This is a genomic window from Deltaproteobacteria bacterium (genome assembly GCA_016208165.1).
In the GTDB taxonomy this organism is placed as follows: Bacteria; Desulfobacterota; Desulfarculia; order JACQYL01; family JACQYL01; genus JACQYL01.
Genome location: JACQYL010000024.1, coordinates 1 through 24,702 on the forward strand (window position 1 = coordinate 1; position 24,702 = coordinate 24,702).

At 56.2% G+C, this 24,702-nt stretch carries 21 protein-coding genes and 1 riboswitch; of the genes, 7 read left to right on the plus strand and 14 right to left on the minus strand.

Going from position 1 to position 24,702, the window contains the following annotated elements:
* Nucleotides 1–302: 302 nt before the first annotated feature.
* The 3 genes from HY788_04170 to HY788_04180 all read right to left on the minus strand — a co-directional run bounded on the left by HY788_04170 (nucleotide 303) and on the right by HY788_04180 (nucleotide 1,725).
* Complete coding sequence (locus tag HY788_04170) at nucleotides 303–527, minus strand: type II toxin-antitoxin system HicA family toxin (protein MBI4773368.1); 225 nt, start codon at nucleotides 525–527, stop codon at nucleotides 303–305.
* Nucleotides 527–730 carry a type II toxin-antitoxin system HicB family antitoxin gene (locus HY788_04175; GenBank protein MBI4773369.1) on the minus strand — a complete coding sequence of 68 codons (204 nt, stop codon included), beginning with the start codon at nucleotides 728–730 and terminating at the stop codon, nucleotides 527–529. The genes HY788_04170 and HY788_04175 overlap by 1 nt, the downstream gene beginning before the upstream one ends.
* A gap of 779 nt (nucleotides 731–1,509) precedes the next feature.
* Complete coding sequence (locus HY788_04180) at nucleotides 1,510–1,725, minus strand: type II toxin-antitoxin system HicB family antitoxin (GenBank protein ID MBI4773370.1); 216 nt, start codon at nucleotides 1,723–1,725, stop codon at nucleotides 1,510–1,512.
* A 797-nt stretch (nucleotides 1,726–2,522) separates the two neighbouring features.
* On the opposite strand from HY788_04180, the gene HY788_04185 reads away from it, so the two are divergent.
* Together HY788_04185 and HY788_04190 are read left to right on the plus strand one after the other, a co-directional pair.
* Nucleotides 2,523–3,134: a cobalamin B12-binding domain-containing protein gene (locus HY788_04185; GenBank protein ID MBI4773371.1), complete on the plus strand. Its 612-nt coding sequence runs from the start codon at nucleotides 2,523–2,525 to the stop codon at nucleotides 3,132–3,134.
* A 479-nt stretch (nucleotides 3,135–3,613) separates the two neighbouring features.
* On the plus strand, nucleotides 3,614–4,966 hold the full coding sequence (locus HY788_04190) for a 2-hydroxyacyl-CoA dehydratase (GenBank protein ID MBI4773372.1): 1,353 nt from the start codon (nucleotides 3,614–3,616) through the stop codon (nucleotides 4,964–4,966).
* A gap of 219 nt (nucleotides 4,967–5,185) precedes the next feature.
* Here the strand turns inward: HY788_04190 and HY788_04195 are convergent, their stop codons facing one another.
* Nucleotides 5,186–6,460 (minus strand): thrombospondin type 3 repeat-containing protein, encoded by a 1,275-nt coding sequence (locus HY788_04195; GenBank protein ID MBI4773373.1) that lies wholly within the window; start codon nucleotides 6,458–6,460, stop codon nucleotides 5,186–5,188.
* The gene (locus tag HY788_04200; GenBank protein ID MBI4773374.1) at nucleotides 6,457–8,655 is read right to left on the minus strand and encodes a M4 family metallopeptidase; all 2,199 of its coding nucleotides are present in this window, start codon (nucleotides 8,653–8,655) and stop codon (nucleotides 6,457–6,459) included. Before HY788_04200 ends, HY788_04195 begins: the two co-directional genes overlap by 4 nt.
* A 670-nt stretch (nucleotides 8,656–9,325) precedes the next feature.
* Nucleotides 9,326–9,529: riboswitch (cobalamin riboswitch) on the plus strand.
* A gap of 349 nt (nucleotides 9,530–9,878) precedes the next feature.
* On the opposite strand from HY788_04200, the gene thiC reads away from it, so the two are divergent.
* From thiC to HY788_04225, 5 genes are all read left to right on the plus strand, one after another.
* Nucleotides 9,879–11,192: a phosphomethylpyrimidine synthase ThiC gene (thiC, locus tag HY788_04205; GenBank protein ID MBI4773375.1), complete on the plus strand. Its 1,314-nt coding sequence runs from the start codon at nucleotides 9,879–9,881 to the stop codon at nucleotides 11,190–11,192.
* A 14-nt stretch (nucleotides 11,193–11,206) separates the two neighbouring features.
* Nucleotides 11,207–12,292: a nicotinate-nucleotide--dimethylbenzimidazole phosphoribosyltransferase gene (gene cobT / locus HY788_04210; protein ID MBI4773376.1), complete on the plus strand. Its 1,086-nt coding sequence runs from the start codon at nucleotides 11,207–11,209 to the stop codon at nucleotides 12,290–12,292.
* Between the two features lie 211 nt (nucleotides 12,293–12,503).
* Nucleotides 12,504–14,075, plus strand: a complete 1,572-nt coding sequence (locus tag HY788_04215; GenBank protein MBI4773377.1) for a methyltransferase domain-containing protein — start codon at nucleotides 12,504–12,506, stop codon at nucleotides 14,073–14,075.
* A gap of 194 nt (nucleotides 14,076–14,269) precedes the next feature.
* Nucleotides 14,270–15,649: a radical SAM protein gene (locus tag HY788_04220; protein ID MBI4773378.1), complete on the plus strand. Its 1,380-nt coding sequence runs from the start codon at nucleotides 14,270–14,272 to the stop codon at nucleotides 15,647–15,649.
* Complete coding sequence (locus HY788_04225) at nucleotides 15,609–17,126, plus strand: B12-binding domain-containing radical SAM protein (GenBank protein ID MBI4773379.1); 1,518 nt, start codon at nucleotides 15,609–15,611, stop codon at nucleotides 17,124–17,126. The genes HY788_04220 and HY788_04225 overlap by 41 nt, the downstream gene beginning before the upstream one ends.
* 120 nt (nucleotides 17,127–17,246) lie before the next feature.
* Here the strand turns inward: HY788_04225 and HY788_04230 are convergent, their stop codons facing one another.
* The 9 genes from HY788_04230 to HY788_04270 all read right to left on the minus strand — a co-directional run bounded on the left by HY788_04230 (nucleotide 17,247) and on the right by HY788_04270 (nucleotide 24,632).
* The gene (locus HY788_04230) at nucleotides 17,247–18,176 is read right to left on the minus strand and encodes a hypothetical protein (protein MBI4773380.1); all 930 of its coding nucleotides are present in this window, start codon (nucleotides 18,174–18,176) and stop codon (nucleotides 17,247–17,249) included.
* A 116-nt stretch (nucleotides 18,177–18,292) separates the two neighbouring features.
* Entirely contained in the window at nucleotides 18,293–18,754 is a 462-nt protein-coding gene (locus HY788_04235; GenBank protein MBI4773381.1) for a cytochrome c, read from the minus strand.
* Nucleotides 18,755–18,862: 108 nt separating this feature from the next.
* Entirely contained in the window at nucleotides 18,863–19,579 is a 717-nt protein-coding gene (locus HY788_04240) for a transporter substrate-binding domain-containing protein (protein ID MBI4773382.1), read from the minus strand.
* A gap of 140 nt (nucleotides 19,580–19,719) precedes the next feature.
* Nucleotides 19,720–20,658, minus strand: coding sequence for a DUF4384 domain-containing protein (locus HY788_04245; GenBank protein ID MBI4773383.1), 939 nt, complete (start codon nucleotides 20,656–20,658; stop codon nucleotides 19,720–19,722).
* A 301-nt stretch (nucleotides 20,659–20,959) separates the two neighbouring features.
* Complete coding sequence (gene cobO, locus HY788_04250) at nucleotides 20,960–21,499, minus strand: cob(I)yrinic acid a,c-diamide adenosyltransferase (GenBank protein MBI4773384.1); 540 nt, start codon at nucleotides 21,497–21,499, stop codon at nucleotides 20,960–20,962.
* 32 nt (nucleotides 21,500–21,531) lie between these two features.
* Nucleotides 21,532–22,509 carry a methylmalonyl Co-A mutase-associated GTPase MeaB gene (meaB, locus tag HY788_04255; GenBank protein MBI4773385.1) on the minus strand — a complete coding sequence of 326 codons (978 nt, stop codon included), beginning with the start codon at nucleotides 22,507–22,509 and terminating at the stop codon, nucleotides 21,532–21,534.
* Nucleotides 22,510–22,669: 160 nt separating this feature from the next.
* Nucleotides 22,670–23,017, minus strand: a complete 348-nt coding sequence (locus HY788_04260; protein MBI4773386.1) for an OB-fold domain-containing protein — start codon at nucleotides 23,015–23,017, stop codon at nucleotides 22,670–22,672.
* Between the two features lie 2 nt (nucleotides 23,018–23,019).
* Nucleotides 23,020–24,177 (minus strand): thiolase domain-containing protein, encoded by a 1,158-nt coding sequence (locus HY788_04265; GenBank protein MBI4773387.1) that lies wholly within the window; start codon nucleotides 24,175–24,177, stop codon nucleotides 23,020–23,022.
* A 41-nt stretch (nucleotides 24,178–24,218) separates the two neighbouring features.
* Entirely contained in the window at nucleotides 24,219–24,632 is a 414-nt protein-coding gene (locus HY788_04270; GenBank protein ID MBI4773388.1) for a cobalamin B12-binding domain-containing protein, read from the minus strand.
* Between the last annotated feature and the right edge of the window lie 70 nt (nucleotides 24,633–24,702).

Here is a 24,702-nt window from a genome sequence, read left to right on the forward strand (position 1 = left end):
CATAATACATTATTAAGCACATTATGTCAATATATTAATGGTTTAATTATACACTACATATCCGACACGACAAAATCCAACTTTGATCCAGATTCCAATATGTTATGATAGATTTATCGGCCGCCAAGTGTCAAACTTCGGTGACCTATCCCCCCTCGACAAGCTCAGGATTCTTGACAGAGGGAGTATATGTCCGGATTTTGCGGGTGGAGAAGAGGAACGGGGTGGGATTCGGGTATAACGATTAGCTTATGACACCTCCCGGCGGAAAGACCCGGTATGGTGCGTAGCGACACGCTCGTTCAAAGTTTTTCCCGTAATTCTTCTTTTGTGATATCGCAGTCTCGTAAAATCTGAACAAGGAGGCCGCGGCCAATGCTCTCTCCCCTGTGTTGAGGTACAACTGTGCATCGACCGTCTTGATGGCGGAGGAAGTGATGACTGCCTTTTACGCGGATAACTTCAAATCCGAGCTTACGCAGAACACGAATGAGTCGATTACCGGTTATGGCTGGGAAATCGGTCATCAGTTGACGGCCACTTTTTGAACTCCAATAAATTCGTTGGATACCGGCTCTTCCACCTCGAGGCAAAGTTCGATAGCCTCTTTTATTCTTTTCATCAACATGTCGAGAGACTTTGCCTGAGTATGACATCCACGAAGGGCCGGGACAGAGGCAACAAAATAGCCGTCCTCATCTTTTTCAATTAAGACGCTGAATTCCCTCACCTATTGTCTCCCACTATCGCAGAGGTTCGTATCAATCCACAAGGCCAACGCTTCGGTGAACGCAAAGTGCGCCTGTCCGCCCATGCGCCCGCATGAGACCGGCTGATGTCGAAATCGCGCAGGGATATGAAGCATTTTCAGTATATCAGAAAGGGGCGCGAACACAACATCCAGTATAGCTCCGGATCGCTCGCAAAGGCCACCCTACGCGCGAAGTCTATGATTCGGTCGAACGGTGCAAAGATTCAGGTGAAATAGGGGACGGGGTTGATTTTGCGCGTTTCTGTGTTTTTTCATTTATGATATAGAGAGCTCATGCCACGAAGGGCACGCATTGGTGCGCCGGGGGCGTTGCGTCACATCATCCGGCGAGGGATCGGATGGCGCAACATCTTCCAGTAACCCGGGAACACCTTACCTATTTCGCCGGTGCTCTGGCCTTTCTTCCTGCCTTGCGTGGCCGCAACACACGGGCGAGCATGCGTTCGAGGCGATCGAGGAAGTACACGCTTCCCAAGGGTCGACCCGTACGCTCATGCCGTCGCAACGGCTTCCCTTGCTCTTCATCCAAATCCGCAGAATTTTCTATTTATTCTTGCTTAGATCGACTATTCCGAGTCCTTTACATATTTTTCCGGCTAGCTTTTCAGGAATTTCATTGTGCCGGGGAACCGTTTCAAGAGAACCATTCGCCGGGTTCATCCAAAGCGAATGAGAAGCGCCTTCTCTCTTGAGGTAACAACCATACCGGCGCAAATGCCTTAGAAGGGCTTGTCTTTTCATGAGACTGCGACGACAGCTTGAATCGCGTCTTCCGGTAATCCGCGCATCGCGTCCGAACGCCGGTCTTCCAGTATAAGTGATATAGCTTCCGATAGACTCTTCTTACATTCCTCTATCGTCTTGCCTTGCCCATTTGCTCCAGGAACTTCGGGACAGTAGGCAATATACCATTCTCCATCCTTTTCTATAATCGCCGTAAACTCATTATGCATCATACGCTCCCGAGCTGCTTTTGTCAGTTAATGAGGTAAAAAATGAGCTGAAACTAAGATGACAAGCCTGCTCCCGGCTCTTGCCAAGTCCTTTTTCGTTCTCATTAGAGCCGGGTCCTCGTCGAGCCATGCTGTTTCATGTCGCTCCTAATCCGTGGAAGCATGCCATCTGCACGCGATTGCAGGTTTCATATGTCGCGAAATCTGTCGACCCGGCTCGGTTTAGTCGACAAACAGGGTGATTCAACCATATATTGCCAGAAATATCCCAGTCCTGCAGTACAAATCTAGTGCAGCTTGTATGCTGTTTGCAATAACAGATTTATTTTACAGGAATTCTCCGATTTCGGGCCACGGCCGATACCCCGATATTGCCCGGAATTTGAGCAATTGGTGGGGGGATGATGCTCAATCATTGAGCAACACGTCTTCACCTAAACGTCGCTGCGCTTCCCGCTTCGCCAGGCTACGCCGGGATAAAATGCCGGGCAAGCCTCTGACCTCTCCCCTATCGGCAGGCTCAGGATCTTCGACGCAGGGAGAGGGAGTATATGTCCGGGTCCGATCATCCCGAGAATCCGCGTATTCGAGCCACCGGCCATAGCAGTAGCATTCAATTCTGAACAATTTTAGCCACATACAGCATAATGACATTCTAACCCAAAAATGCTATCGTTCAAACTTTCAAAGGATCCAATGGTAAATTAAGCCAATAACACAATCCCAATCTCCCGCAAGTAGGGATGGAACTTATGACCGGAAGGTGTTGAAAAACGTCGTTATGGAGAGCGCCCGCGATGTCGAGAGAAAGCCGGTTAGAGTCTATAGCTCAGGCTATAATGATTGGTGACCGATCGAGAGCACTGCAGGAGTTGAACAGCGCCATCGACGGAGGGTTTGGAGTCGAAGAGATTGTCGTCAGTAGCGTGTTAAGAGCCCATACTGAGTTTGGGGCTTGGTATGAAAGAGACCCGGACGGTTCGCTCAAGTCGTGGGATTCTTGCTTTCTCGCGACGATGAAGGTGCTGAGGGTGCTGGAATCGAAGATAGGGGCGCCTCAAAAACCTCCATTCTCGGTTCTGGTCGCCTCGGTGAAGGGCGAGGGTCATATTACCACGAGAGACGTAATAGCGATTCTGCTGAAGGCCAAAGGTTTAAATATATACAGCCTTAGGAAGGGTATCCTCCTGGAAGATATATCGCAAATACTCTTGGATCATTCGCTGAGATTCGTGATTCTCACGTGTACAGAGGACAGGACAAAATCGAGCGTTGAGGCCATAATCGAGGGGGTCAGGGCCGCCAGACCCGATGTCAAGATCATAGCCGGCGGTCCTCTTGCAGACAGCCTCAGAGTTGACGAAGTCCTTTCGGATCCCTTGAAATTGTACGATAGGCTGGTTGCCTGAGCAGGGGAATCCTATGAACATTCTATTCGTTCCGGGTGGTTGCCGCCCATCCCTTGTTATTTCCATTTCATCGCATTCCCGCTACGCGATGATTTCCCATTGCCTAGGATCCGGCCACGTAAAACCGTTCCTGAGCCAAGACGGCCGGAACACCCGGTACTCCCCCCAAAAAATGCTTCCCCCACTTCTTCCTCGGTCGGAAAACCATCAAAGCGGAAAAAACCGGCTGCAGTCCGGCGGCTCGCGGTGAAACGGTCCGGTAATGTCTCTATCCCAGCCCCTGTTTCACGACCAGACGCTGTAAGCTGAAATATACGTCCTCTACACTGCGCCGGAAGACCGCGATGCCTCGATTGCTCTTGCGATTGGAGCCGCGACGGGATACCATATCCGAGCATCCATCCAAACGACCCTTCTTGTCCTTATGACCCGTTCGCAGCGGTCTTTTTCCTGAAACCCGCAAAAGGGAGCCATGAACCATGGAAGACAAAAAGGAAAAAAAGACTTCAGGGAAGACGTTACAGACGGCCCGGGAGGCAGGCTATTTTGGCAAAAAAATGTTGAAAAACGCCATCGAAGCCGCCAAAGAGGGCCGCCCGACGGCCTGGTCCATGGTTACCTGGTGGGAGGGCGAACTGATCGCCAGGGCCATGGGCCTCGAGGTGGTATTTCCAGAAAACTACGGCGCTTTTTGTGCCTCCGTGCGTCAGGCCGAACGATTTCTCGAAATCAGCGATTCCGAAGGGTTTCCTAGCACGCTCTGCGGCTACGCCAGGAATTGCTTTGGCTACGCCAAGACTCTGAAGGATAACCGGTTTGTGCCGCCGGTGGACGCGCCCGGAGGGGGATTGGCGAAACCGGCGGTCCTCATCGGCTCGGGAGCCGGCTGCGATGCGCGCTATAAGTGGTTTCAGGCATTGGGACGATTTCTGGACGATACTCCTCTCTGGACCCTGGAACTTCCTCAAACGGGCACCTTCGAGTATTTCTTGCCGGGGAATAAAGAACGAAACATCCAATTCATTACACATCAATTGAGGGAATTCGTGGCTTTCCTGGAAAGCCTTCTGGGCAAGAAAATGGATTGGGACTATTACGGTCAAGTTTTGGACCAAACCATCAAGATATTGAACCTGGCCCGCGAAGTGGACGAACTTCGCAAGGCGATACCATCACCCATGGTGGCCCAGGATTTCTGGGCGGTCATGATGGCTCACCTGTATATGCCGCACGACCCGGAAGCATATGAATTCTATCAACGCGTGTACGCTGAAGTAAAAAACAGGGTCGATCATGGGATCCCCGCCGTTCCCAACGAAAAGTACCGTGTGATGTTTTCCGAGCTTCCTCCCTGGCATTCCCTGGGATTCTTTGACCGGTTGGCGGAGGAGCTGGGAATCGTGGTGGCTATCGAAAGCTGGAGTTATCACGCGGCGGGCCTGCCTGAAAAAGAGAGGCACGGGGTTACGGATCCGTTGGAATTGAACGCCCGGATAACCTACCACAAGTGGATGGAATATAACGAGTTTGCCCGGAAGTACGATATCAGCTCGAGTTTCATGATGGGTCCTGCGCTGGATTGGGCGAAAAAGTATAAAGTGGACGGGTTCCTGGCGCATCCGCTCCGGTCCTGCCGCCCGGCGACGTACTCGCTGCTGGACGCCAGGAATCTTTTGCTCGAAGAAATCAAGGTGCCCGGCGTGATCGTCGAAGGCGATATTGTGGACTTGCGGGTGTTTAATGAGGAAGAGGCCATGGATAAGATGGGAACATTCACAGAAACCATGGACCACTACCGGGAGGTCAGAAAGCAGGAAGGATTCGACTGGTAATCCTGTTAAGGCGGAGACCGGACAGTCGGGCTGCGATCGGCAGAGGGAAATCTCGGCTTGCCTTGAGCCAATCACCGAAGGGCGCAATCCGGGCGCCAAACGGATGCGTCACACCCTCGTCAATCCGCTATCCAACTTCATCAAGAGTACGACTCCTTCGGCGCAGCCTTTTTGAAAAGACTTTGCCGAAGGAGATCCACATACCCTGTTTCTATCGGCTCATTTGTCCTGCTTGCCCACTTGCACGTGCACTGTTGCGTTAATAGGCGTTTTGGAAAGCAGGACCTGGTTCGCTTCATCCCCTACTTCGGGAACAAGCACGAGATGATACAAGGGAAGGGCCGCTTCGGGGCTCGTTTCCTGGTCGAATTTGCCCGAATACCTCCACGTGTACGAAGGCGCCAGCGGGAATGAGAGCGTGACCTGGCTCGTGGCGGCCTGCGGCAATAAGGCCGGCTCGGGAGAGACATGCTCTATCAGCGTCTGAGCATCCGCCACTCGATGGCCGGCCTGATCGAGGACCGCGAAATGCAACGAAATGGCGTGATCCGTTGTGGACGCTCCGGAGGCCGGATTCATCGACAGATCAAGCGTCAGGGTCACATACGTATCTTCGCCAAACAGCGTCTGGGTCTGGCAGTCTACGAACCGGCACGGATCGAATGGTATTTCGAGCGTCGGGCGCATGGCCGCCGGATGTCCCGGACCAAGGTCTCCATAATCGAATATCCATTGGGACGGACCCTCGATGATGTGCTGCGGAGGGCATCCGTAGCTGCAAAACGACTCGGGAGGGCAGATCATCCATTCCGACACGTACGTGTACTCCTCCGGACAGTTGTCTCTGTCGTCCGGAACGCCGTCTCCATCGTCGTCGTCATCGCAGGCGTTCCCCGAACCGTCATCATCGATGTCGCCCTGATCGTGATTCGAGACGGACAGGCAGTTGTCGCATACGTCCCCGACATCGTCTCCGTCCGTGTCCGTCTGACTCGCATTGGCCTCGTATTGGCAATTGTCGCTCGTATTGGCTACTCCATCGCCATCCATATCGGAATCACAAGCATCTCCCTGTCCGTCTCCGTCGGCGTTTTCCTGGTCGCGATTGCGAACGGACCGGCAGTTGTCCACATTGTCTCGCACTCCGTCATCGTCCGTATCGTCGCAGACGTCTCCCTCGTCGTCTCCGTCGAAATCCGCCTGTTCCGGGTTGGACGAATTGGGACAATTGTCTGAAGTGTTGTTAATATGGTCTCCGTCAATGTCGGCGTCACAGGCGTCGCCCTCGCCGTCGCCGTCCCGGTCCCGTTGGGATGAATTGGGAACAAGGACGCAGTTGTCCGTGTCGTCCGGAGCCATATCGTTGTCGTCGTCCGTGTCGAACCGGTCTTCCTCTCCGTCGCAGTCCTGGTCGGGGAAACCGAGTTCAACCGCGGCGAACGCGTTTTTCACCTGGCAGCAGTCGTCGGCGGTCACCGTTCCCTCACCGATCAAATCCCGGCAGGCATCCTGTATGCCGTTCGAAAAATCCCCGAACCCCGTGTTTCTGTCGAGCTCATCAATGATGTTTTATAGTAGACGGCTCTGGATTTTTCCTCGCCGATTCCGGTAACGATGACTGTACGGAACGTCCCCCCGTCGGTCATCAAAAAGCCGGCTTTGTTTAGGATGCCGCAGTTCGTGTGCACTCCGCCTTCGTCACTGGTGGTGTTTACATACGCCGAATAATGGTCCGGATCGCTGTCGCATCGCGGGGGATCAGCCATGTCTCGCAAACTCCCGCAGGTTGAAGCGAGACCCAAAACACTGCCCTCACCCATCTGCCAATTGCAGTCCGGTCCCGTCCAGCACTCGAAAAAGTGCCCGAACATATCCGCTACATGCTCCGCCACCGCGCCGCTTTCGTTGCTGTAGACGAAGTTGGTTTCCGAATCGTGAAAAGAGTGCCCGAACTCGTGCCCGTAAGCATCGGGTGTGCACATCCCGCTCGAGAACTGATGGATCGTCCACGCGCCGCAATCCGTGGAACTGGCGTTGTCCGGACTGAATCCAACATCCAGGTAGGTCCAAATGTAGGAGTCGTCTCCGTCGTAGGACCTCCGCCCGAAGACGCTCAGGTAAAAATCATAGATCCTTCTGCTCAAAAAGTCCGCGTCCACGCCCTCCGTGTCCGGGTTCACGCAGGCGTACCCTTCGAGAGGACAATAATTGAATTTCCGGCAGTGCCTCGAGTAATCGCATTCCCCTTCCTCGTCGTACCATTGCTCCCTCCGGGTGGCCTGCCAGGCGAAACAGGTGCTGCTCGTGTTGCCCTCCGCGGTAAAAAGATTGAGCTGGAGCTCACCGTCGGTCCGTGCCTGCTGAAAGAGAATTTCTCCCGTAAAGGCGTCTACAAAAGCATCCGCCACGGCTCCATGCTCTTTCGGGGAGAAAAACACGACCCGCCAGCCCAGGCGGGGATCATACGAGACTTCGGGGCAGTTGGGGCATTCCGGGGCGAGGAGAGCGGCATCGAAAATCCACAGTTTCGGAGGAATGACCACCTCCAATTCTGAAAGAGAGGCGATGCCGTTGGCCTCGGCCACGGCCAGCAGCGCATCCTTCCCATCCAAAGCCGCCGAAGTGTCGGTCAACTGGAGGTCCGGAACATACCTGCCCGAAAGGGAGTCCAGCGAGAATGAGTCGCCGGATTCCTTAACGGACATTTTGAACCATGAACCGTATACGGGAATGTCCTTGTAGGTCTGCTCGAAGTGATATTTCTTTGAAGCGGTTCCCGCGCGCTTGATGATCCTCAGGCTCTTCTTGGGCTCGGTGATTCTCAAGAGCCCTTGAGTGGCAGGGAGGAGCCCTAGAACAACATCGTCCGAAGTAAATCCCGAAGGCAGGTCGGACCTTTTCAGGCTGAAACCGAGGTCCATCCGTCTCAGAACCCCTTGATGCACCGTTCCTCTTAATATCTGTTGACCCAGCCCCAGCGCCAGGTAGCGAAATACGTCCGTTTGGCCCTTTTCAGAGGTATCGCTGCTGCCTCCAATGAACTTGACTTCCGCGCTCGCGACATTCGAAAGAAGGTTCTCCCCGGTCAAAGGCTGTCCTCCTTTGAGAAGCGCCGCGAGCAAAGTGAATTTCAGAGGGCCCATGGGATTGGGCAACTTGAAGGTGAACACTTCATAACTCCCGCTACCCTGAGAAATCCCCGTCCGCGCCGGAACAGCGGCCCAATCCAGAGGCGACAGGTCGTTGCCCGTAAAGAACAACGGTGCGCTTTGGCCGTCCAGCCAAGCCGCTGCATACAGGTCGGCGGTTTCCTTGGACGAATCGAAGGAGACATTCACCTTGACCACGAACATGTCCCCTCCGAAGTATGCGGTTTTCAGGCCCGTAAAGGCGACGGCGCTCGATGCGGCAGCCACCGGTGAAGCTCCCGACAGCGCCTTCGAGAAGGGTACGCCGTATTCGGCGGACGGCTTTGGAGCAGGCCTCAACTTGCTCACGTCGATACCGGGGGAATCGCCCCGGGCAGGGTGCGAATCGGGACCATTAAAGATACGGCTGAAGCGCTCCAACGTCTCGGTTTCAACGGAGGCGGCGTCTCGCGCCGCTTCAGCGGACGCGACTATGAACAGACAGAGACAAAAGAATGACAGAACCCGCAGAACGTACAAGTGGCAAGCTGTCTTGGCCATTAGTACCCTCCTTCTAATTTCCGTTGGTTCATGCGAATGTTCAAAAGAACCAAACGGCTTTCTTAACGGGTTGCCTGGAATTTCCGGTCGCCCTGGCCACCTTGAAGGCCGAGCCCGTCACCGGAGTGGGCGCGCTTGTTGTTAGCAGCGCGGTGAAGCGAGCGACGCGAAAGCGCTGCTTTTCTTGGGAGAGCTATTCGTTTCACATACCGGCCAATGGTCGGCATGTTTAATGGGGAAGAGCCGTGTCGGCGCTGTTGGAGCGGGGACCATTCATCATTGCCATAACAATACGAAGACAATATATAAATTATATTCGGCCTTGCGCTTCTGTGTCAATGCGGCCCGATATCGTTTGCCCCTGCCTAAACAGGACATCCGGGCGCCCCTCGTCTTGGGGACCAATGGACCCAACGGATCGAACATCCCCTATGCCCATTGCCATGAGAGGTCGCCGGTTTCCATGCGGGGGCGAGGGTTGGGGCATGTGGCAATCTCCCAACGAAGAACAGGGTTCCGCCGCTTTCTCCCTGCCGACAGCACCTATCAGACAGGTCACACTTCGGGCGCCTTCCCGGCCGGGACGCAGCTCTTCTTAAACAGTTCAAGAAACCGAGACCGATAAACGCTTGACAATCTTCTTCTCGCAAAGTTATAGGTGACCAAATTCAGCTCGTATCGAAATGCTGGTGGCTCCGGAACGGAGCCTGATAGGGAAGCCGGTGAAACACCGGCACGGACCCGCCGCTGTAACCGGGGACGAAACCCGCAACGGCCACTGTGCGGCAAGTGTTTTTGGCGAAGCCGCATGGGAAGGCGCGGGAATTAGGATGATCCGGAAGTCAGAAGACCTGCCGGGCGATTTCGGACGACGCGACTAAGAACCACAGTTGGTGGAGATGGCAAATCCCCAAGCTGGTAATCCGGCTTGGGGATTTTTATTTGAAGCGATTCACGGAGCACGTGTGGAAGCTCTCGGGGGAATCCGCCGGAGGCAGACCCGAACCCACCCCTGGATTTCATGAACTGAGCGCCTCCCAAGGGTTGGCGCCCTCAAGGCAATTGCCATGTCGGGGAGGTTCCTGAGTCACAGCGCGGAGCCCGCGGCTTGGTCCAGGGTCTCCCCGCGGGACGCGGGGTGACCCGTTTCTTGAAAGTTTTGGGAAGGGTTTGGGGCACCCTGTTAACGAACTCTTTCTCTTTCCGTAACAAAGGAGGTTACCGTGCATCAAACGCAACTCGAACGAGCCGTGGCAGGTGAAACGACGCCGGAAATGGCGCAGTTGGCCCGGGACGAAGGTCTTGGGGCTGAGGTCATTCGCGAACGCATCGCCGAGGGGCGGATCGTAATTCCGCTTAACCGGAACCGGAAAGTCCGCCTGGTAGGCATTGGGATGGGGCTTTCCACCAAGATCAACGCTTCCATCGGAACGTCCACGGACATCGCGGACATCGACGCGGAAGTACGAAAAGCGATTACGGCCCAGGAAGCCGGAGCGGATACGTTGATGGAACTGTCCGTGGGCGGCGACCTGGATCGGATTCGGAGAGAGGTAATCGCCGCAGTGGAATTGCCGGTGGGGAACGTACCCCTGTATCAGGCGTTTTGCGAAGCCACTCGCAAATACGGCGATCCCAACCGGCTGGATGAGGAAATGCTCTTCGATCTGATTGAACGGCAGTGCGAAGACGGCATTTCATTTATGGCCATTCACTGCGGCATCAATTTGTATACCATCGAGCGACTGGAAAAACAAGGTTACCGCTACGGCGGTCTGGTGAGCAAAGGCGGCGCTTCCCTGGTGGCCTGGATGAAGGCCAACGGTAAGGAGAACCCGTTATACGACCGGTTCGACCGGGTAGCTGGAATCCTCAAGAAATACGACGTGGTGCTTTCCCTGGGAAACGGTCTCCGGGCGGGCTCCATCGGAGATTCCTTCGACCGGGCCATGGTCCAGGAATTGATCATCAACTGCGAGCTGGCTGAAGAAGGCCGCCGGCTGGGCTGTCAGATGATGGTGGAAGGACCCGGACACGTGCCCATGGACGAAATCGAAGCCAATATCATTCTGCAGAAGCGCATGAGCAACTACGCTCCATATTACATGCTCGGACCTCTACCCACGGACGTGGGCGCCGCCTACGATCACGTGGTGGCCGCCATCGGTGCGGCCCAGTCGGCTCGTTACGGCGCGGACCTCATCTGCTACATCACTCCGGCCGAGCATCTGGCATTACCCAACGAGAAGGACGTGGCCGAAGGGGTGAAAGTGGCCCGCCTGGCCGCCCATATCGGCGATCTTTCGAAGCATCCGGAACGCTTTCGAGGCCGGGATCTGACCATGAGCAAAGCACGCCGGGACTGCGACTGGGAAGGGCAGTTCGCGAACGCTTTGTTCCCCGCGGACGCGCGCCGCATCCGGCACGACCGTTCGCCCTCGAACGAAAAGGTGTGCACCATGTGCGGGGATTTCTGCGCGAATCGGGCCTCCACGGAACTTTTTCAAACGACCCTTCGCTCGAGTCATAAGGCCTAACCTGAGGATCAGATATGCTCGATACGACTATCCAACGCATCGGCCCCCTGGACCGGGCCGCAATGAACGAGGCCCGGCGTCATCACGACTCCCTGGCCATACCCAGGGGCAGCCTGGGCATGTTGCACGAATTGGGAGTGCGGCTCGCCGGCATCACGGGAACGCCGCTTCCTGAGATGAAGCGTCTCGCCGTAGTGACCATGGCCGGGGACCATGGCGTTGCGGCACAGGGAGTGAGTTGCTTTCCTTCCGAAGTGACTTGTCAGATGGTGAACAACTTCCTGCTCGGGGGCGCGGCCATCAACGTGCTCACGCGGCACGTGGGCGCGAGGCTCACCGTGGTGGACATGGGCGTGGCCGGAAGACTACCCGAGCCCGCCCTGACAGGAAACCGGAAGACCCGGTTTCTTGCCCGCCGGATCGCCGACGGAACACAGGACATTTCCTTGGGTCCCGCCATGTCGATCGAACACGCACGGAAGGCGGTGGAAGCGGGCATCCGGGTGTTTGAAGAAGAACTCGAACTCGGACTGGACGCATTAGGCACCGGGGACATGGGCATCGGGAATACGACCCCTTCATCGGCTATTGCAGCCGTCCTGCTGAAACGCGATCCCGTTGAACTGGTCAACCGGGGCACGGGTCTCGACGACTACGCCCTACGCAACAAGATCGAAGTGGTGAAGCGCGCCCTCGCTGTGAATGCTCCGGATCCGGACAACCCCTTGGACGTGCTGGCCAAGGTGGGCGGTTACGAAATCGGAGGCATCGCCGGGCTCGTCCTTGCCGCCTGCGCGCACCGCGTCCCTGTAATGGTGGACGGTTTCATCTCCACGTCCGCCGCACTTCTGGCGAGCCGTTTTCATCCCCATGTGAAGGATTACCTCTTCAGCGGCCATCGCTGCCACGTGCTGGGACACGATCTGATACTGTCGAGCCTGGGACTCAGGCCCTTGGTGGATCTGGACATGCGCCTGGGAGAAGGCACCGGGGCCGCCTTCGGCCTGTCCATCCTTGCGGCGGCCGCGAGAATCGGAGCCGAGATGTTGACCTTCGAACAGGCCGCCGTAACGAACCCGAATGAAGAGAGAGCTTACTGAGGGGAACTTTAGAAAGTTCCCCTCAGACTCCCTTCAAATTCCTTAAGCGTGCCGCACCGCCTCCGGCTGAGCGGCTCAATCACTGAATGAATATCAGATGGGGTCCCGGGTCACCCCGCGGGACGCGGGGTGACCCCAATGAGAAAAGTCTTGGGAGGGGTTAGGTCCCGCCGCAGCGGGATTCTACAGAAGGGTTCCCCTAACAACAGCTATGACAAAATTACCGGTCGCACTGCCTTTTCAACAATCGGACGCCGGGCATCGTGGTTTCCAATTCCTCGAGGATCTGGCCACGGCGCACTGGTATTCCGAGGTTTTGTTTACCGCTCTGGATCTGAATCTCTTTGGCTGTATCGAGGCCGGCAACCAGGATTTGGACCGTCTGGCATGTGCGGCGAGCTGCCGGAAAGAATCTCTCGATCGGTTGTTGAGGGTGCTCGAGCGGCTGGAACTCGTGTGTCGCACCAATGAAGGTTGGTCGAACAACCCGATCGCCCGCCTCTATCTCATTCCGGGCTCGGAATCCTACATGGGCGACTTTTTTCTGTACCGGAGATACATCCGGCCCAAATGGTCCGGGCTCACGCAGGCCGTGTCTCCGGACCGCAACGCATCGGCAAGGATCGAAGCCCAGCAAGGGGAAGACTACGAGTGCAGGACGGAAAGATACGTTCGCGCCCTGGACGCGCTTGCAAGGGTGAAAGCGCCCGAAATCGTGTCCCTGATTCAAAGCCAAACATGGGAATCCCCCATTCTGGATGTGGCGGGCGGGGCGGGCGCCTTAAGCCGCGCATTGATCAAAACCAGGCCCGGAAGCCGCGCCGTGTTGTTCGAACTGCCCGAGGTCCTGAGCGCCGCAAAAATGCTGTATCCGGATCCCGCGGATTGGGAATCCATAGAGACTTCAGAAGGCGATTTCAGAACGCATCGTTTCGATCGGGAGCAGGTCTTCGGGCTGGTGCTGTTGAGCAATTTCCTCCATGCCTACGGTCCCGAAGAAGCGCGTCTTTTGTTGCATAAGGCCTTGGGCCTGCTGGCCCCTGACGGCTTGCTGGTCATCCACGATTACTTTCCCGACCGCTTCGGGCATTCCCCCCACAAGGGCGTTCTGTACGATCTGAACATGATGCTGAATACGTATAACGGCGCGTGCCACGATACGGCGCATGTCGGAGAATGGATTTCCGAAGCGGGCATGACGCACGTGGCGACCCGGGATCTACCTTCGGATACCTCCGTGATACTGGCCTCCCGCAGACCCCTGGAGAACACGGATCGCCCGGAGATGGAGGGATTGTTGCACGCGGCCCGATCCTCCGGTTTTTCCCGGGCCGTTCTCATGCCCGCGGACCAGGTGGTCGTCGCACCCTGGGTGCGCTTGAAATGCCGGTTCGGCTGCTCCGGATACTCCAACAACCGTCAATGTCCTCCTTTCGCCATGCCGGAGGAGGCTACCAGACGGTTATTGGACACCTATGCCACCGTGATGGTGATCGAGGGCGCTCCACCCGGACTCGAATTCCATGAAAATTTGCTTCGAGTGGAAAAAGAGGCTTTTCTGGCCGGCTTTCACAAAGCCCTGGTCTTTGGGGCGGGACCCTGCCCTCTCTGTTCGCCCTGCCCGGTCGAAGGCCCATGCCGTCATCCCAAACGCGCCCGCCCATCCATGGAAGCCTGCGGCATGGACGTGTACGCCACGGCGCGCAATGCCGGTATTCGGATCGAACCTCTGACGGAACCGCTGCAATACGTAAAATACATCGGACTATTGCTCCTGGAGTGAATGGTATATGTGGCATCTGTTCGCAAGGTAGTTGGGGCCTTGCCCGTAGGTGGATTATGGTGTGAGCGCCTCCCTCAGGAGCCTGCCCTGAGCTTGTCGAGGGGTGATGCCAACCTCAAAAGTTTTGAAAAGGGGGTACGGGGGAGCCCCGCCACAGGCGGGGTTTCAAAAGTTTTCCCCCGTGGATCATTATCATGCGGTTATTGCTGGTTCAGCTACCCACATCTCATCTGGGCGCAGGGGAACGCGTGTATCCCTTGGGCCTCTCGAGGCTTTCCGCGCTGGTCCCCCGGAACGCGGCCAAGGCCGCCCTGGATTTGAACCTGGCTGCGGATCCCTGGCCGGAACTCCGGAACGCTCTCCAATCGTTCCAGCCCGACGTGGTGGGATTGTCGTTTCGGAACCTGGATCCTCTGGCGGGTCACCAGGCTTCCTATCTTTCCGCTTTGAAAACGGCCGCCAAATTGGTTCGAGCGTCGATTCCCCATGCAAGGATTTGGGCGGGAGGTCCGGCCTTTTCCCTGTTCGCGGAGCGGATCATGATCGAGGCGCCCGAGGTGGACGCGGGGATCATCGGAGAGGGGGAAACCGCCCTGCCCCGCCTCTTGTCCCTCCATCGCACCCGCGATGCGATTCCCGGACTCGTTTACCGGACGAAGCGCGGAATCGTCAAACAGCCCGGGGCCTTTGTCTCGGATCTGGACACCCTCCCCGGCTTGGACGTGAAAAGCTTCCCCCCGGAGGCGTACTTAAGTGGGAACGCCTACGTAGCGTCCATGGGAATAGAAAGCAAACGGGGATGTGACCTGAGGTGCGGCTATTGCGTCTATCCTTGTCTCGGGGGAGGGAAACACCGGTTTCGAAGCCCCAAGAGCGTCGTGGACGAGATGGAACGGCTGCACACGGACCATGGCGTCGGTCTTTTTCATTTCACGGATCCGGTCCTGAATCGCCCGCCGGAACATCTCGAGGCGATCTGTCGCGAGCTTCTGAACCGAAAGTTGCGCGTGGAATGGACCGGTTTTTTCCGGGAAGACACGCTGTCGGAATCTTTGGCCCGGTTGGCGTCGGACGCAGGCCTGGCAGCCCTTTATTTCTCCGGCGACGCGCTTGCCGAACAGGGACTCCGGACATTGAACAAGCATATGACAACAGAGGACCTTTTTGCCGCGGCCCGGATCGCCGCCCGAAGCGGCATTATCACGGTCTGCCATTTTCTGGTCAATTTGCCCGGAGACTCGAAGATACTGATCGAAGAGGCCTGGTCCACGTTGGACCGTATTTTGGACATCCATTCCAAGGCGGGAAATCTGGGCGCCGTGGTGTTCAATAACGTTCGACTGTATCCCGGGGCGCCGTTGACCGGAAAACTCGCGAATGACGGATTTCTGGACCCGGCCACGGATCTTTTGTATCCAACCTATTTCAATCCCCCAACATTCGCACATGTATTGCACGAAATGGAAGCCCACTGCCACCTGGCCGGCGTATTTTCGCGGTTGGGTCTGACCATGGAAACGAGGACGAACCCCCATGAACATCCGTATACTCGAGCATCCGCGGATTCCTTCTGAGAAACGCTTCAACGAGATCGCCAACACGCCGCTCTGGTCCTGTCTCATGGCCGGTTACGCGGCCGCCGCTTTGATGGAAGCCGGACATGACGTCAGCCTATTGGACGCTCCGAGTCGCCACAACGAGTTCGGGGAAACCGTCTCGGACCTTTTGGCGCATCCGCCCGACGCGCTGTTCGTACACGCCGTGTATTTCTGGGAACATACGGGTGCGCTGTTTCAATGCCTATCCCGTGTCAGAGACGAAGGATACGGCGGACATATCTGCCTGTTCGGCTTTTTCCCGACCCTGGCATATCCGGTCCTCCTCATGAATAACCGGGTTGTGGACAGTATTGCCGTGGGCGAGTTCGAGCACACTCTGGTGGATTTGGCCGAGAGACTGCGATCCGGCCGCCAGTGGCAGGATGTTCCGGGATTGGCGTTCCGGACGCCGGCAAGAATCGAGATGGCGGCAAGGCGCCCTCCGGCCCCGGACCCGGACGCCTTTCCCTTTCCGATTCGATTCGAGCTTCCACCGTCAACGGCAAGCATACTGGCCGGCCGCGGGTGTTACAACCAGTGCAGTTTCTGTCCGGTGCCCTGTTTTTACAGCGAAGGTCCGCTCTGGCGTGGGAGATCGGTGAAGAACGTGATCCGGGAAGTCGAGGATTTGACGGATCGGGGATTCCGGGATTTCTATTTTGTGGACGCCAACTTCGTGGGACCGGGGACCGAGGGCAAAGAGCGGATCATCCGGTTGGCCCGGCGTCTCGAACCTCTCGGCGTTACATTCGGTATGGAAAGCAGGCCCAACGATTTGGATAGCAGGCTGCTCGAGACACTCCGGGCTGCGGGTCTCGAAAGCCTCCTCATGGGCATCGAAAGCGGCTCGACGGCGTCGTTGGGGCGGCTCCGCAAGGGCTGTTCGAGGGAAACCGCCGAAGAGGCCATCGCCCTGTGCCGGTCGTTCGGCATCGAGCCGGAGGTGGGTTTCATCATGTTCGAGCCGGACGGAACCATGGAAGACCTGCGAGCCAACCTGGATTTCCTGACAAAGAACCGGTTGCTGGATCGTTTGGGCCGGACGGCTAATGTGCTTTGCCACCGCCAGATCGTGCTCATGGGAACGCCCGGTTATCGCCAATACCAATTGTCGGGCAGGCTCGAGCCGCGAGGCTACCTCGGATTCGAAGGCGAAGTGACGTTTCTGGACCCTCGGGTTTTGTGGATGTCCAAAGTGATGCGTTTTTGTTGCCTTTCGGTGCTCAAGGCCATGTCCGAGCCCATGTCGCCCATCTACTGGGAAAAAGAGGCTCCCTACAGTGAACCGTTTCAGCGTGTCAATGCATGGCTGGTGGAATTGTTCGAGCGGTTGCTCGAATCTGCGGAAAACACGACATCGCTTCCGAAGCTCGCAGATCTCGAGGGCGACATCGAGGGGGAACTTCAAGAGAAGATACGACAGGACAGATGCCCCCTTCGGCAGACCAGATGAGGCGCCCCTTGTCTCCGCGCCGCGTCCACCCTTATGGCGGTAAACATTTCCTACCGCCACGAACGGCTGTCGATCACTCACTTCACGGCTGTTTCTACTATTCCTCGACGCGGACGATCACTAGGGAGCGGACAACAGAATAGTCAACGGCGCCGTTACGGCGGAGTCCGTTGGAATTCCGTTCCAGCCGGCCAATCGGGCCATCAGCCACCAGAACGCCTTGGCTTTGAGCATGCAGTTGAGGCCGTGCGTATGCGCGCATTCGGTATCGTCCGCCGGCCGGTACAGGCAGTCCGGATCGTCCGGGTGCGCATTGCACCAGTCGGCGCACCAGGTACAGGAATCGTCCGTATCGGGATGATAGTTTCCGTCCGGATCGTATTGTTCGATGTCCGCAAAATCGTAAAGGATCTTGTTGTTTGCGTTCACGTAATCCCGAACCATCCGGTTGTTTCGGATCAAGTCCGCACCGCCTCCATCCGTGTGCCCGGTCATATAGATAAACCTCATGCCCGAAAACTCGGTTCCCAATGTATCCAGAGCGGCCAGATACTGGTTGACCGTTTCCTCGGAATTCGAGGACTGCTGGCCACACCATGCCCACATGGAAAAGTTGAACAGCCCGGTGTTCGCCACGGCCCGGGTGCGGTCCAGGCCTGAGTCGGTCGCCCAATAGTCATCGGGCTCGATATAGGTTTCCGGTGGGTTCCCGTCGTACATGCGGAAAGCCGGTGGAGTTTCCTGAGGAGGCAATGCCGCGGTGTCGGCGTCTTCCCTGATTGCAGCACTGTATTTAGGATCGATCGCTTCCAGGGCCAGAAGGCCGGCCACGATTTGCGAGCCGTGGGAGGTGTGCGCATAATGAAAGGCGAGCGTTTTGGCCGCGTCGATCCACTTGTCCGGGATACGGCTGAACCGCCGGACAGCCAGGTGATCCGCCGTCAGGGCATGCGCGGAACTCGTATCGAGCGAAGCACCGGGTCCAAAACCACATACGGCCGCGATAAACGTCGCCAACATGCCCGCACCATTCACAATTCGATTTCTCAACTTCCCTCTCCTCAACCTATTCGGCAACCGGGGCTTGAGTACGCCGTTTCAGATTGCTTTGTCATTAAGAGTACGTATGTGCGAATATCACTGCGGATCGTTGCCCACTTCAGCAATCATCTGGATAATTGTTCCTTCATCTTCAGGAAATTCAGCACGTCCCAGATGTCTCTTTCGGACAGAACGCCTTTCCACGCCGGCATGTGTCCATATCCATTGGATACGATCCACGCGAGCTTGCCTACCGGCTCTTCAACTATGGCCCGTATCAAATCGGCGGGTCTGTGAGGGAGCTTATCCGCCATGGGTCCGTCACCCTTGGCGGAGGCGCCGTGGCAACTGACACAGTTTTTGCTGAAATGACCCTCACCGCGTGAAACGGATTCCGCTTCGAACGGAACGGGGTTCACCCTCTTCTCAACTCCCTCCGGCGCCTCGATGTGCCCGTGTTGGGTTCCTTCCATGTGATCGTGGGCACTCTTTGGCGGCGGTTGCTTTTCTACCATATAAGCACCGGCTAAGCCGAGAAGCGAGCACACGGACACCAAGGAGACCAGCCACTTCAGACCGTTCTTCATGATTGCACCTCCCCTATTAATACCTCAAAATCTTTGGCTCCGTTCTCCACTGTTGATGGATTGGGAACACCACAAACGCGGAGGTCCATTCCAAGTATCCGAAACGATTCAAGGGCCGAACCGACGGACGCCCGGATCCGCTATCCAACGCCGTTCGATTTCAGCCATTTCCTCCTTCGAAATAGCGTTCAACCCTCTATTGACGAGTTCCAGCAATTCCTTCCGGCCCTTACGGACCCCGGCGCACATGTCTTTGGTGTAGAACTCTTCGGCCGGCTTCCCGATTTGGTCCTTCCACCCTTCAGGTTCGAGCAATGTGAGCATGCCCAACGATTCGTCGGCAAAGGCTCGGATGCCCCCCGATAGCGCGGCTCGGACCATTGTCTTGGGCTCGTCGTACCGTACGAGGACTAGATCCGGCTTGTGCACGGCCAGGAAGTTCTCGGCGTCGCCCCCCCGGACGACCCCCACCTTGAGACCCTTGAGACCGCTCAAGTCAAGGACCGTGCCCTGGTTCAAGGGGTAGAAAAGCGCCGATCCGGAAGCATAGATGGGCATCGAGAAGTCGATCCAGGTTTCTCTTTCCTCGTTCCTGAACAGACCCATGTGAACATCCACGAGACCTTGTCTGAGATTGCTCAATGTACCTTCCCAGTCGGAAACCCGAAACGTTATCTTGTGTCCCGTCTTGTCGGACCAGAGCCGCCACAGATCCACGAGCATTCCGGCTGGTTCGTTTTCGGCATTCGCCGTGGTGTACGGAGGAAACTCCCGGTCGCACGAAATGACCAACGTTTCGGGGACTCGAGCATCGGGTTCGGACATGTCGCCCGCTTCGGAGCATGCGACCGGGGCGCATAATACTACCCACAATAGAAAAAGTAACATTCGAAAAGCGCGGCCTGTTTTCACGTACACTTTGACTCTCCTTGATTACCGAAATTCAGCACTAGGCGAAGGTAGTGTCATTCGGCAGTCCATACTTCCCAGACGGCTTCATAAAACACCGTGCCGGAGGCTTCCGCAGCAACAGGCTCGCTGGACGGCGTCCCGTCCCCGGCAACCACGGAAATACCCCGCATCCGCTGTGCGAGTTCTTCCTCCCCGCCGTCGAACGCCTGCAATCCGCTCCCGCCAAGAACGCGCATGGGAACATCCGCAAGCGCCGCTTCGCTTGCGTACACCAAAATCCGATCCTTTCCGTAAGGTTCTCCTACCTCCAGTTCGAAGCGGTCCCCCTCACCGGGAATGGTGTAGATCTCGCCGCCTTTGAAATGGTTGGCCTGACGAAACCGGTTGGGGAGGAGCTGCACCAGCTCTCCGGTGCTGGTCTTGTCCACAATCCTGGCGAAATAGTCTTTATTCCCCCTCATATGGATGACGATGCGCTCGCCTTTCTTGTACCGTTTTTTCTCGGTCCAGATTTTCACGGTCAGAGGCGCCTTTTCGTCCATGAGCAGGGGCATGTCCGGCTTCTCGGCTTTGGAAGCCAGATCGTAGAACACCTCGGCTTTGATCCAGACATGGTACCGCGTATTGTCCACGATTCCTTGGTCTTTCTGGTCGATCACCCGTATGGCGGCCTCCGCCTTGGACAGGATCACATCGTATTGCACCTCGAAATTCTCTACTTTGGTATTCGATTGCACGTACGTAAGGACGGCTTCGGCCGCGTTTCTCTTCGCGTCCGCCAACGCCTGAACCTTCGCCTGATTCAACGTGATGTCGCCACCCAAATACGAAAAGCCGTCGGCTTCCTGAATCACCGACCGTTTCTCTTCGTCCGGAACCACATATATGCCTCTCGCGCCTCCAGGGCCTTGCGCATAAACTAAAAGCACGGACCAGATCCAGAATGAAACCGCCAGTCCGATGCCGTACCGCATCCATTGTCGAGTCCGCATACGACCTCCCTTACTATTCGATCGGAACGATTCATAATCCTGAAGCCCGATGACGGAAAAACGGTTCGTGATCTTTCTCGTCGCGGGGTTCCTCTCATGCCTTGCGATCAGACAAATCGCCTCTATCGAAGTTTTCCGGCTATCCGCACTTTCCGACCGCAGCTAATTATAGTATGACGAGGGAGAAGATGGAAGCTTCCTGCGCAATTATTCAGGTGGGAACCTTTGAATTTCGCTGTTGCCGGGTCCGACGATGTTCCCGGCCCCGGAAATCATGAAAGAGGTTTGGGGAAAGTTCGGATCAGAATTCGATCCCCTTCACGGCGTCGACTCCCTTACGGTAGTGGTGCTTGACTTCGCACATTTCGGTGACCGTATCCGCGATTTCGATGATCTCCCGCGGCGCGAATCGGCCCGTCAGAATCACATGGAGACGCCGAGGCCGACTCTGAAGCAGATCGATCACTTCCCCCACGGAAACAAAACCGTAATGGACGGCCACGTTGATTTCGTCCAGGATCACAAGCTCATATTGGTCCGAGTATACGGCCGCTCTGGCTTTTTCCCAGGCTTCACGGGCCTTGGCCGCGTGCTTATCCATGGGCCCATTCTCGTCCACCATTCCCAACCCAAGGGAATGGATTTCGACGTTGTCCAAGCGTTGAATGGACTGTAATTCACCGTAATTCAACGAAGCTTTGATAAATTGAAGGATAATGGTGTTCAGACCCTGTCCGGCAGCCCGGATGGCCGCTCCCAAGGAAGCAGTGGTCTTTCCTTTTCCCGTGCCGGTATTGACGAGCACCAGGCCTCTATACTCTTTCCCTGACGCGTGTTCCAAGCTCACGGTTATCCTCTTGAAATAAAAAGAGCCTAAAAACCACTCGATCCGGAGATACGGGCTTCCGCTATTTTCTTCCGAATCCTATGCACCACCTGATCCCGTGCCGCATAAAGATCCATCTCACGGTGGAAGACCTTCCTAGTGAGCTCGAGGAAATCAGGGTCCTCGTCCCAACCTGACCAGAAATCCTCTCTAAGTCTGCTGAACACAAGCTCAGCCATCTCAGCCCGGATTTGTCCCTGCCTTCTGCTCTCCAATCTGCCGTCCTGATGCAGGAAATCCCGATGTGCTTCCACGGCCTTCCACAATTCCCCGATTCCTTCACCCAAATGCGCATGGGTCCGGATCACGGGAGGTCGCCAATCTCGAGGTTCGAGGGCCATGTCCAGGGACCTTTCGATCTCGAGGCACGTCAAATCCACACCGGGGAGATCGGCTTTGTTCACCACGAAAACGTCCGCAATCTCCATGATCCCGGCTTTCATGGTTTGTATATAGTCGCCTGAACTGGGCATCGTTACCACCAGCACGGTATCCACTTCTTTAACAATGTCCAATTCCACCTGGCCGACGCCCACGGTTTCCACCAGGATCATGTCACAGCCAAGCGCCTCCAGTATTCGGATGGCGCCCTTGCTGGCTTCACTGAGTCCCCCCAGATGCCCGCGCGTGCCCATACTGCGGATGAACACGTTTTCGTTCTCGGCGAAAGCGTGCATTCGAACACGGTCTCCCAAAAGCGCTCCACCCGAGAAAGGACTGCTGGAATCCACAGCGATCACACCCAGGCGCAATTCCTTGGTACAGCCCACATATATGAATTGATCCACCAGGGTGCTTTTCCCCACGCCCGGGGGACCCGTAAACCCGATGACTTTGGATCGGCCCGTGTAGGGATGAATCAGCCTCATGATTTCCGGAATTTTCGGGGACTTGTTTTCGACCATTGAAATCAGCTTTGATGCTGCGATCTGATCCCCCTCCAAAAGACGATCGATCCACTCCATGACGCAGAGCCCCTTTCCCGAACGGGTTGTGATCCGTGATCTCCTGTTCGCATGCGGCGTCAAATTACAGAGGAATTCCATCCCGAATGATTCGCCGGACAGGACCTTTGCTGATAAGCCTTCCCCAGACCTCCCATCAAAAGCATTGGGCAAACAGGATTCATTGTCCGGGATGCAGTAGCCCGAACCAGTATCCGGCATCGTCCTGCCGCAGACACCCCACGGCGTTTCCTATTTCCATGGTTTCACCTTCCTCGAGAATCAAGCGTACCGTCAGTCTTAATCCGTGAGCCAGTTCGATAACGGCCATGGGATACGGGACCTGATTCCGGAAAGCCTCCGGGGCAACACGGATGATGGTATGCGTATATATGTGGCCTCTTCCGTCTATCCGCTCCGCCCGGAATTCCTCGGATCCACACCCTGCACACACGTAAGCCGGGGAGATATACAGTTTTCCGCAGTGCACGCACTTGTCCACGCTAACTTCCTTCAACATGGTCCGCATCGCTAGGCTCCTCGGAGAATGGTTACGGTGGAGACAAGTCCCGAAGCGCCCAGGTTCATGGCTAAACCGATCTCGGCGTTTTCCACCTGGTTCTCGTGCTCCCCTCGCAACTGCTTGACGATTTCATACACCTGCCCCAAGCCGGTGGCGCCCACGGGGTGTCCCTTGGAAAGCAGTCCTCCGCTGGTATTGATCGGGATTTTCCCGTTCACTTGTGTCAAGCCTTCCTCCACCGCCGGACCGCCTTTCCCCCGCTCGAAAAATCCGATGTCTTCGCTGTCCACGATTTCCGCGATGGTGAAACAGTCGTGTATTTCAGCCACATCCACGTCAGAAGGCTTGATTCCGGCCATCTCAAACGCCTCCTTTGAGGCATGGACCGTGGCCGTACACGAAGGTCCGTCCATAGCATAAGAAGTACTGTGGCCCAACCCGTGACCAGATCCCAGAATTTCAATGGGCTTATCCGTAAAACTCCGAGCCAATTCGGTGGGACACAGTACAGCGGCGGCGGCCCCATCCGAAATGGGACAACAGTCAAACAGCTTCAACGGGTCCGTGACCAATCGTGAATGGAGGACTTCCTCCAAGGTGACTTCTTTTCTGAAGCGGGCCCTGGGATTTCGGACCGCGTTTTTGCGGTTTTTCACCGAAACCATGCCGATCTGTTCAATGGTTGTTCCATATTCGTACGTGTGCCTGTTGGCGACCAGGCCGAAATAGCCGGGAAAGGTCAAGCCGGTATAGCCCTCCATGTCTTTGTCCATTCCTGCCGCAAGGGCCTCCGTGTTCTTTGCGGTGGAAGCGCCGCTCATCTTCTCCACGCCGCCCACCAGGACGAAATCGTACACTCCGGACGCTATCAGGAGATAACCCTGGCGGAGCGCGATGCCGGCGGAGCAGCAAGCGCCCTCGACCTTGGTGCAGGCGACGCTCTTGTTCAGGCCGATCTCGCAGGCCACGATGGGAGCCGACGTCTCTTGCCCCTCCAGGATGCCGCCGATGTAATTGCCCAGGAAGAAGGCCTGGATATTCCCTCGATCCACCTTCGCGTCCAGTATGGCCCGATTGCAGGCTAGCGAAGCCAGCTTCTTGATGCTCATCCCCTCGAGGATTCCGAAATTCGTAGTCCCCACTCCAATGATGGATACCCTTCTCATAACGGTCATTTCCTTTAAGTGTCGGGTGTCATTTTACGGCTTTAGGCTTGGAGCATTTCATCGGGAACCAAGGTCCTTACGTTCCGGATGATATCCTTCATCAGAGTCCCTGGAGAGAATGTCTCTCTGATTCCCAAGCCCAACAGTTTTCCTCGATCCTCCTTAAGGATGGTCCCCCCGTAGATTACGGGTATGTCCAGCTTTTTCTCCTTCAAGAGTTCCATCACTCGCGCTCCCATGGGAATCAGGGAAGCGGAAAGATTGCTCAGCCCGATGATATCCGCGTCTTCCTGTACGGCTGCATTCACTATGGCGTTCGGCGTCTGCCGCATTCCCAGGTAAATCACTTCCATACCCGCATCCTTGAGGGCCATGGCCACCATCTTGACTCCTAAGTCATGACCATCCAAGCCGGGCTTGGCAAGCAACACCCGTATCGGCCTTTTATTGCCCATAAGCTACTCCTTCTGATGAGACCTTTCAGACGTTCCGGAAATGGTTTGAAACCCACCGCAACAGGATGAG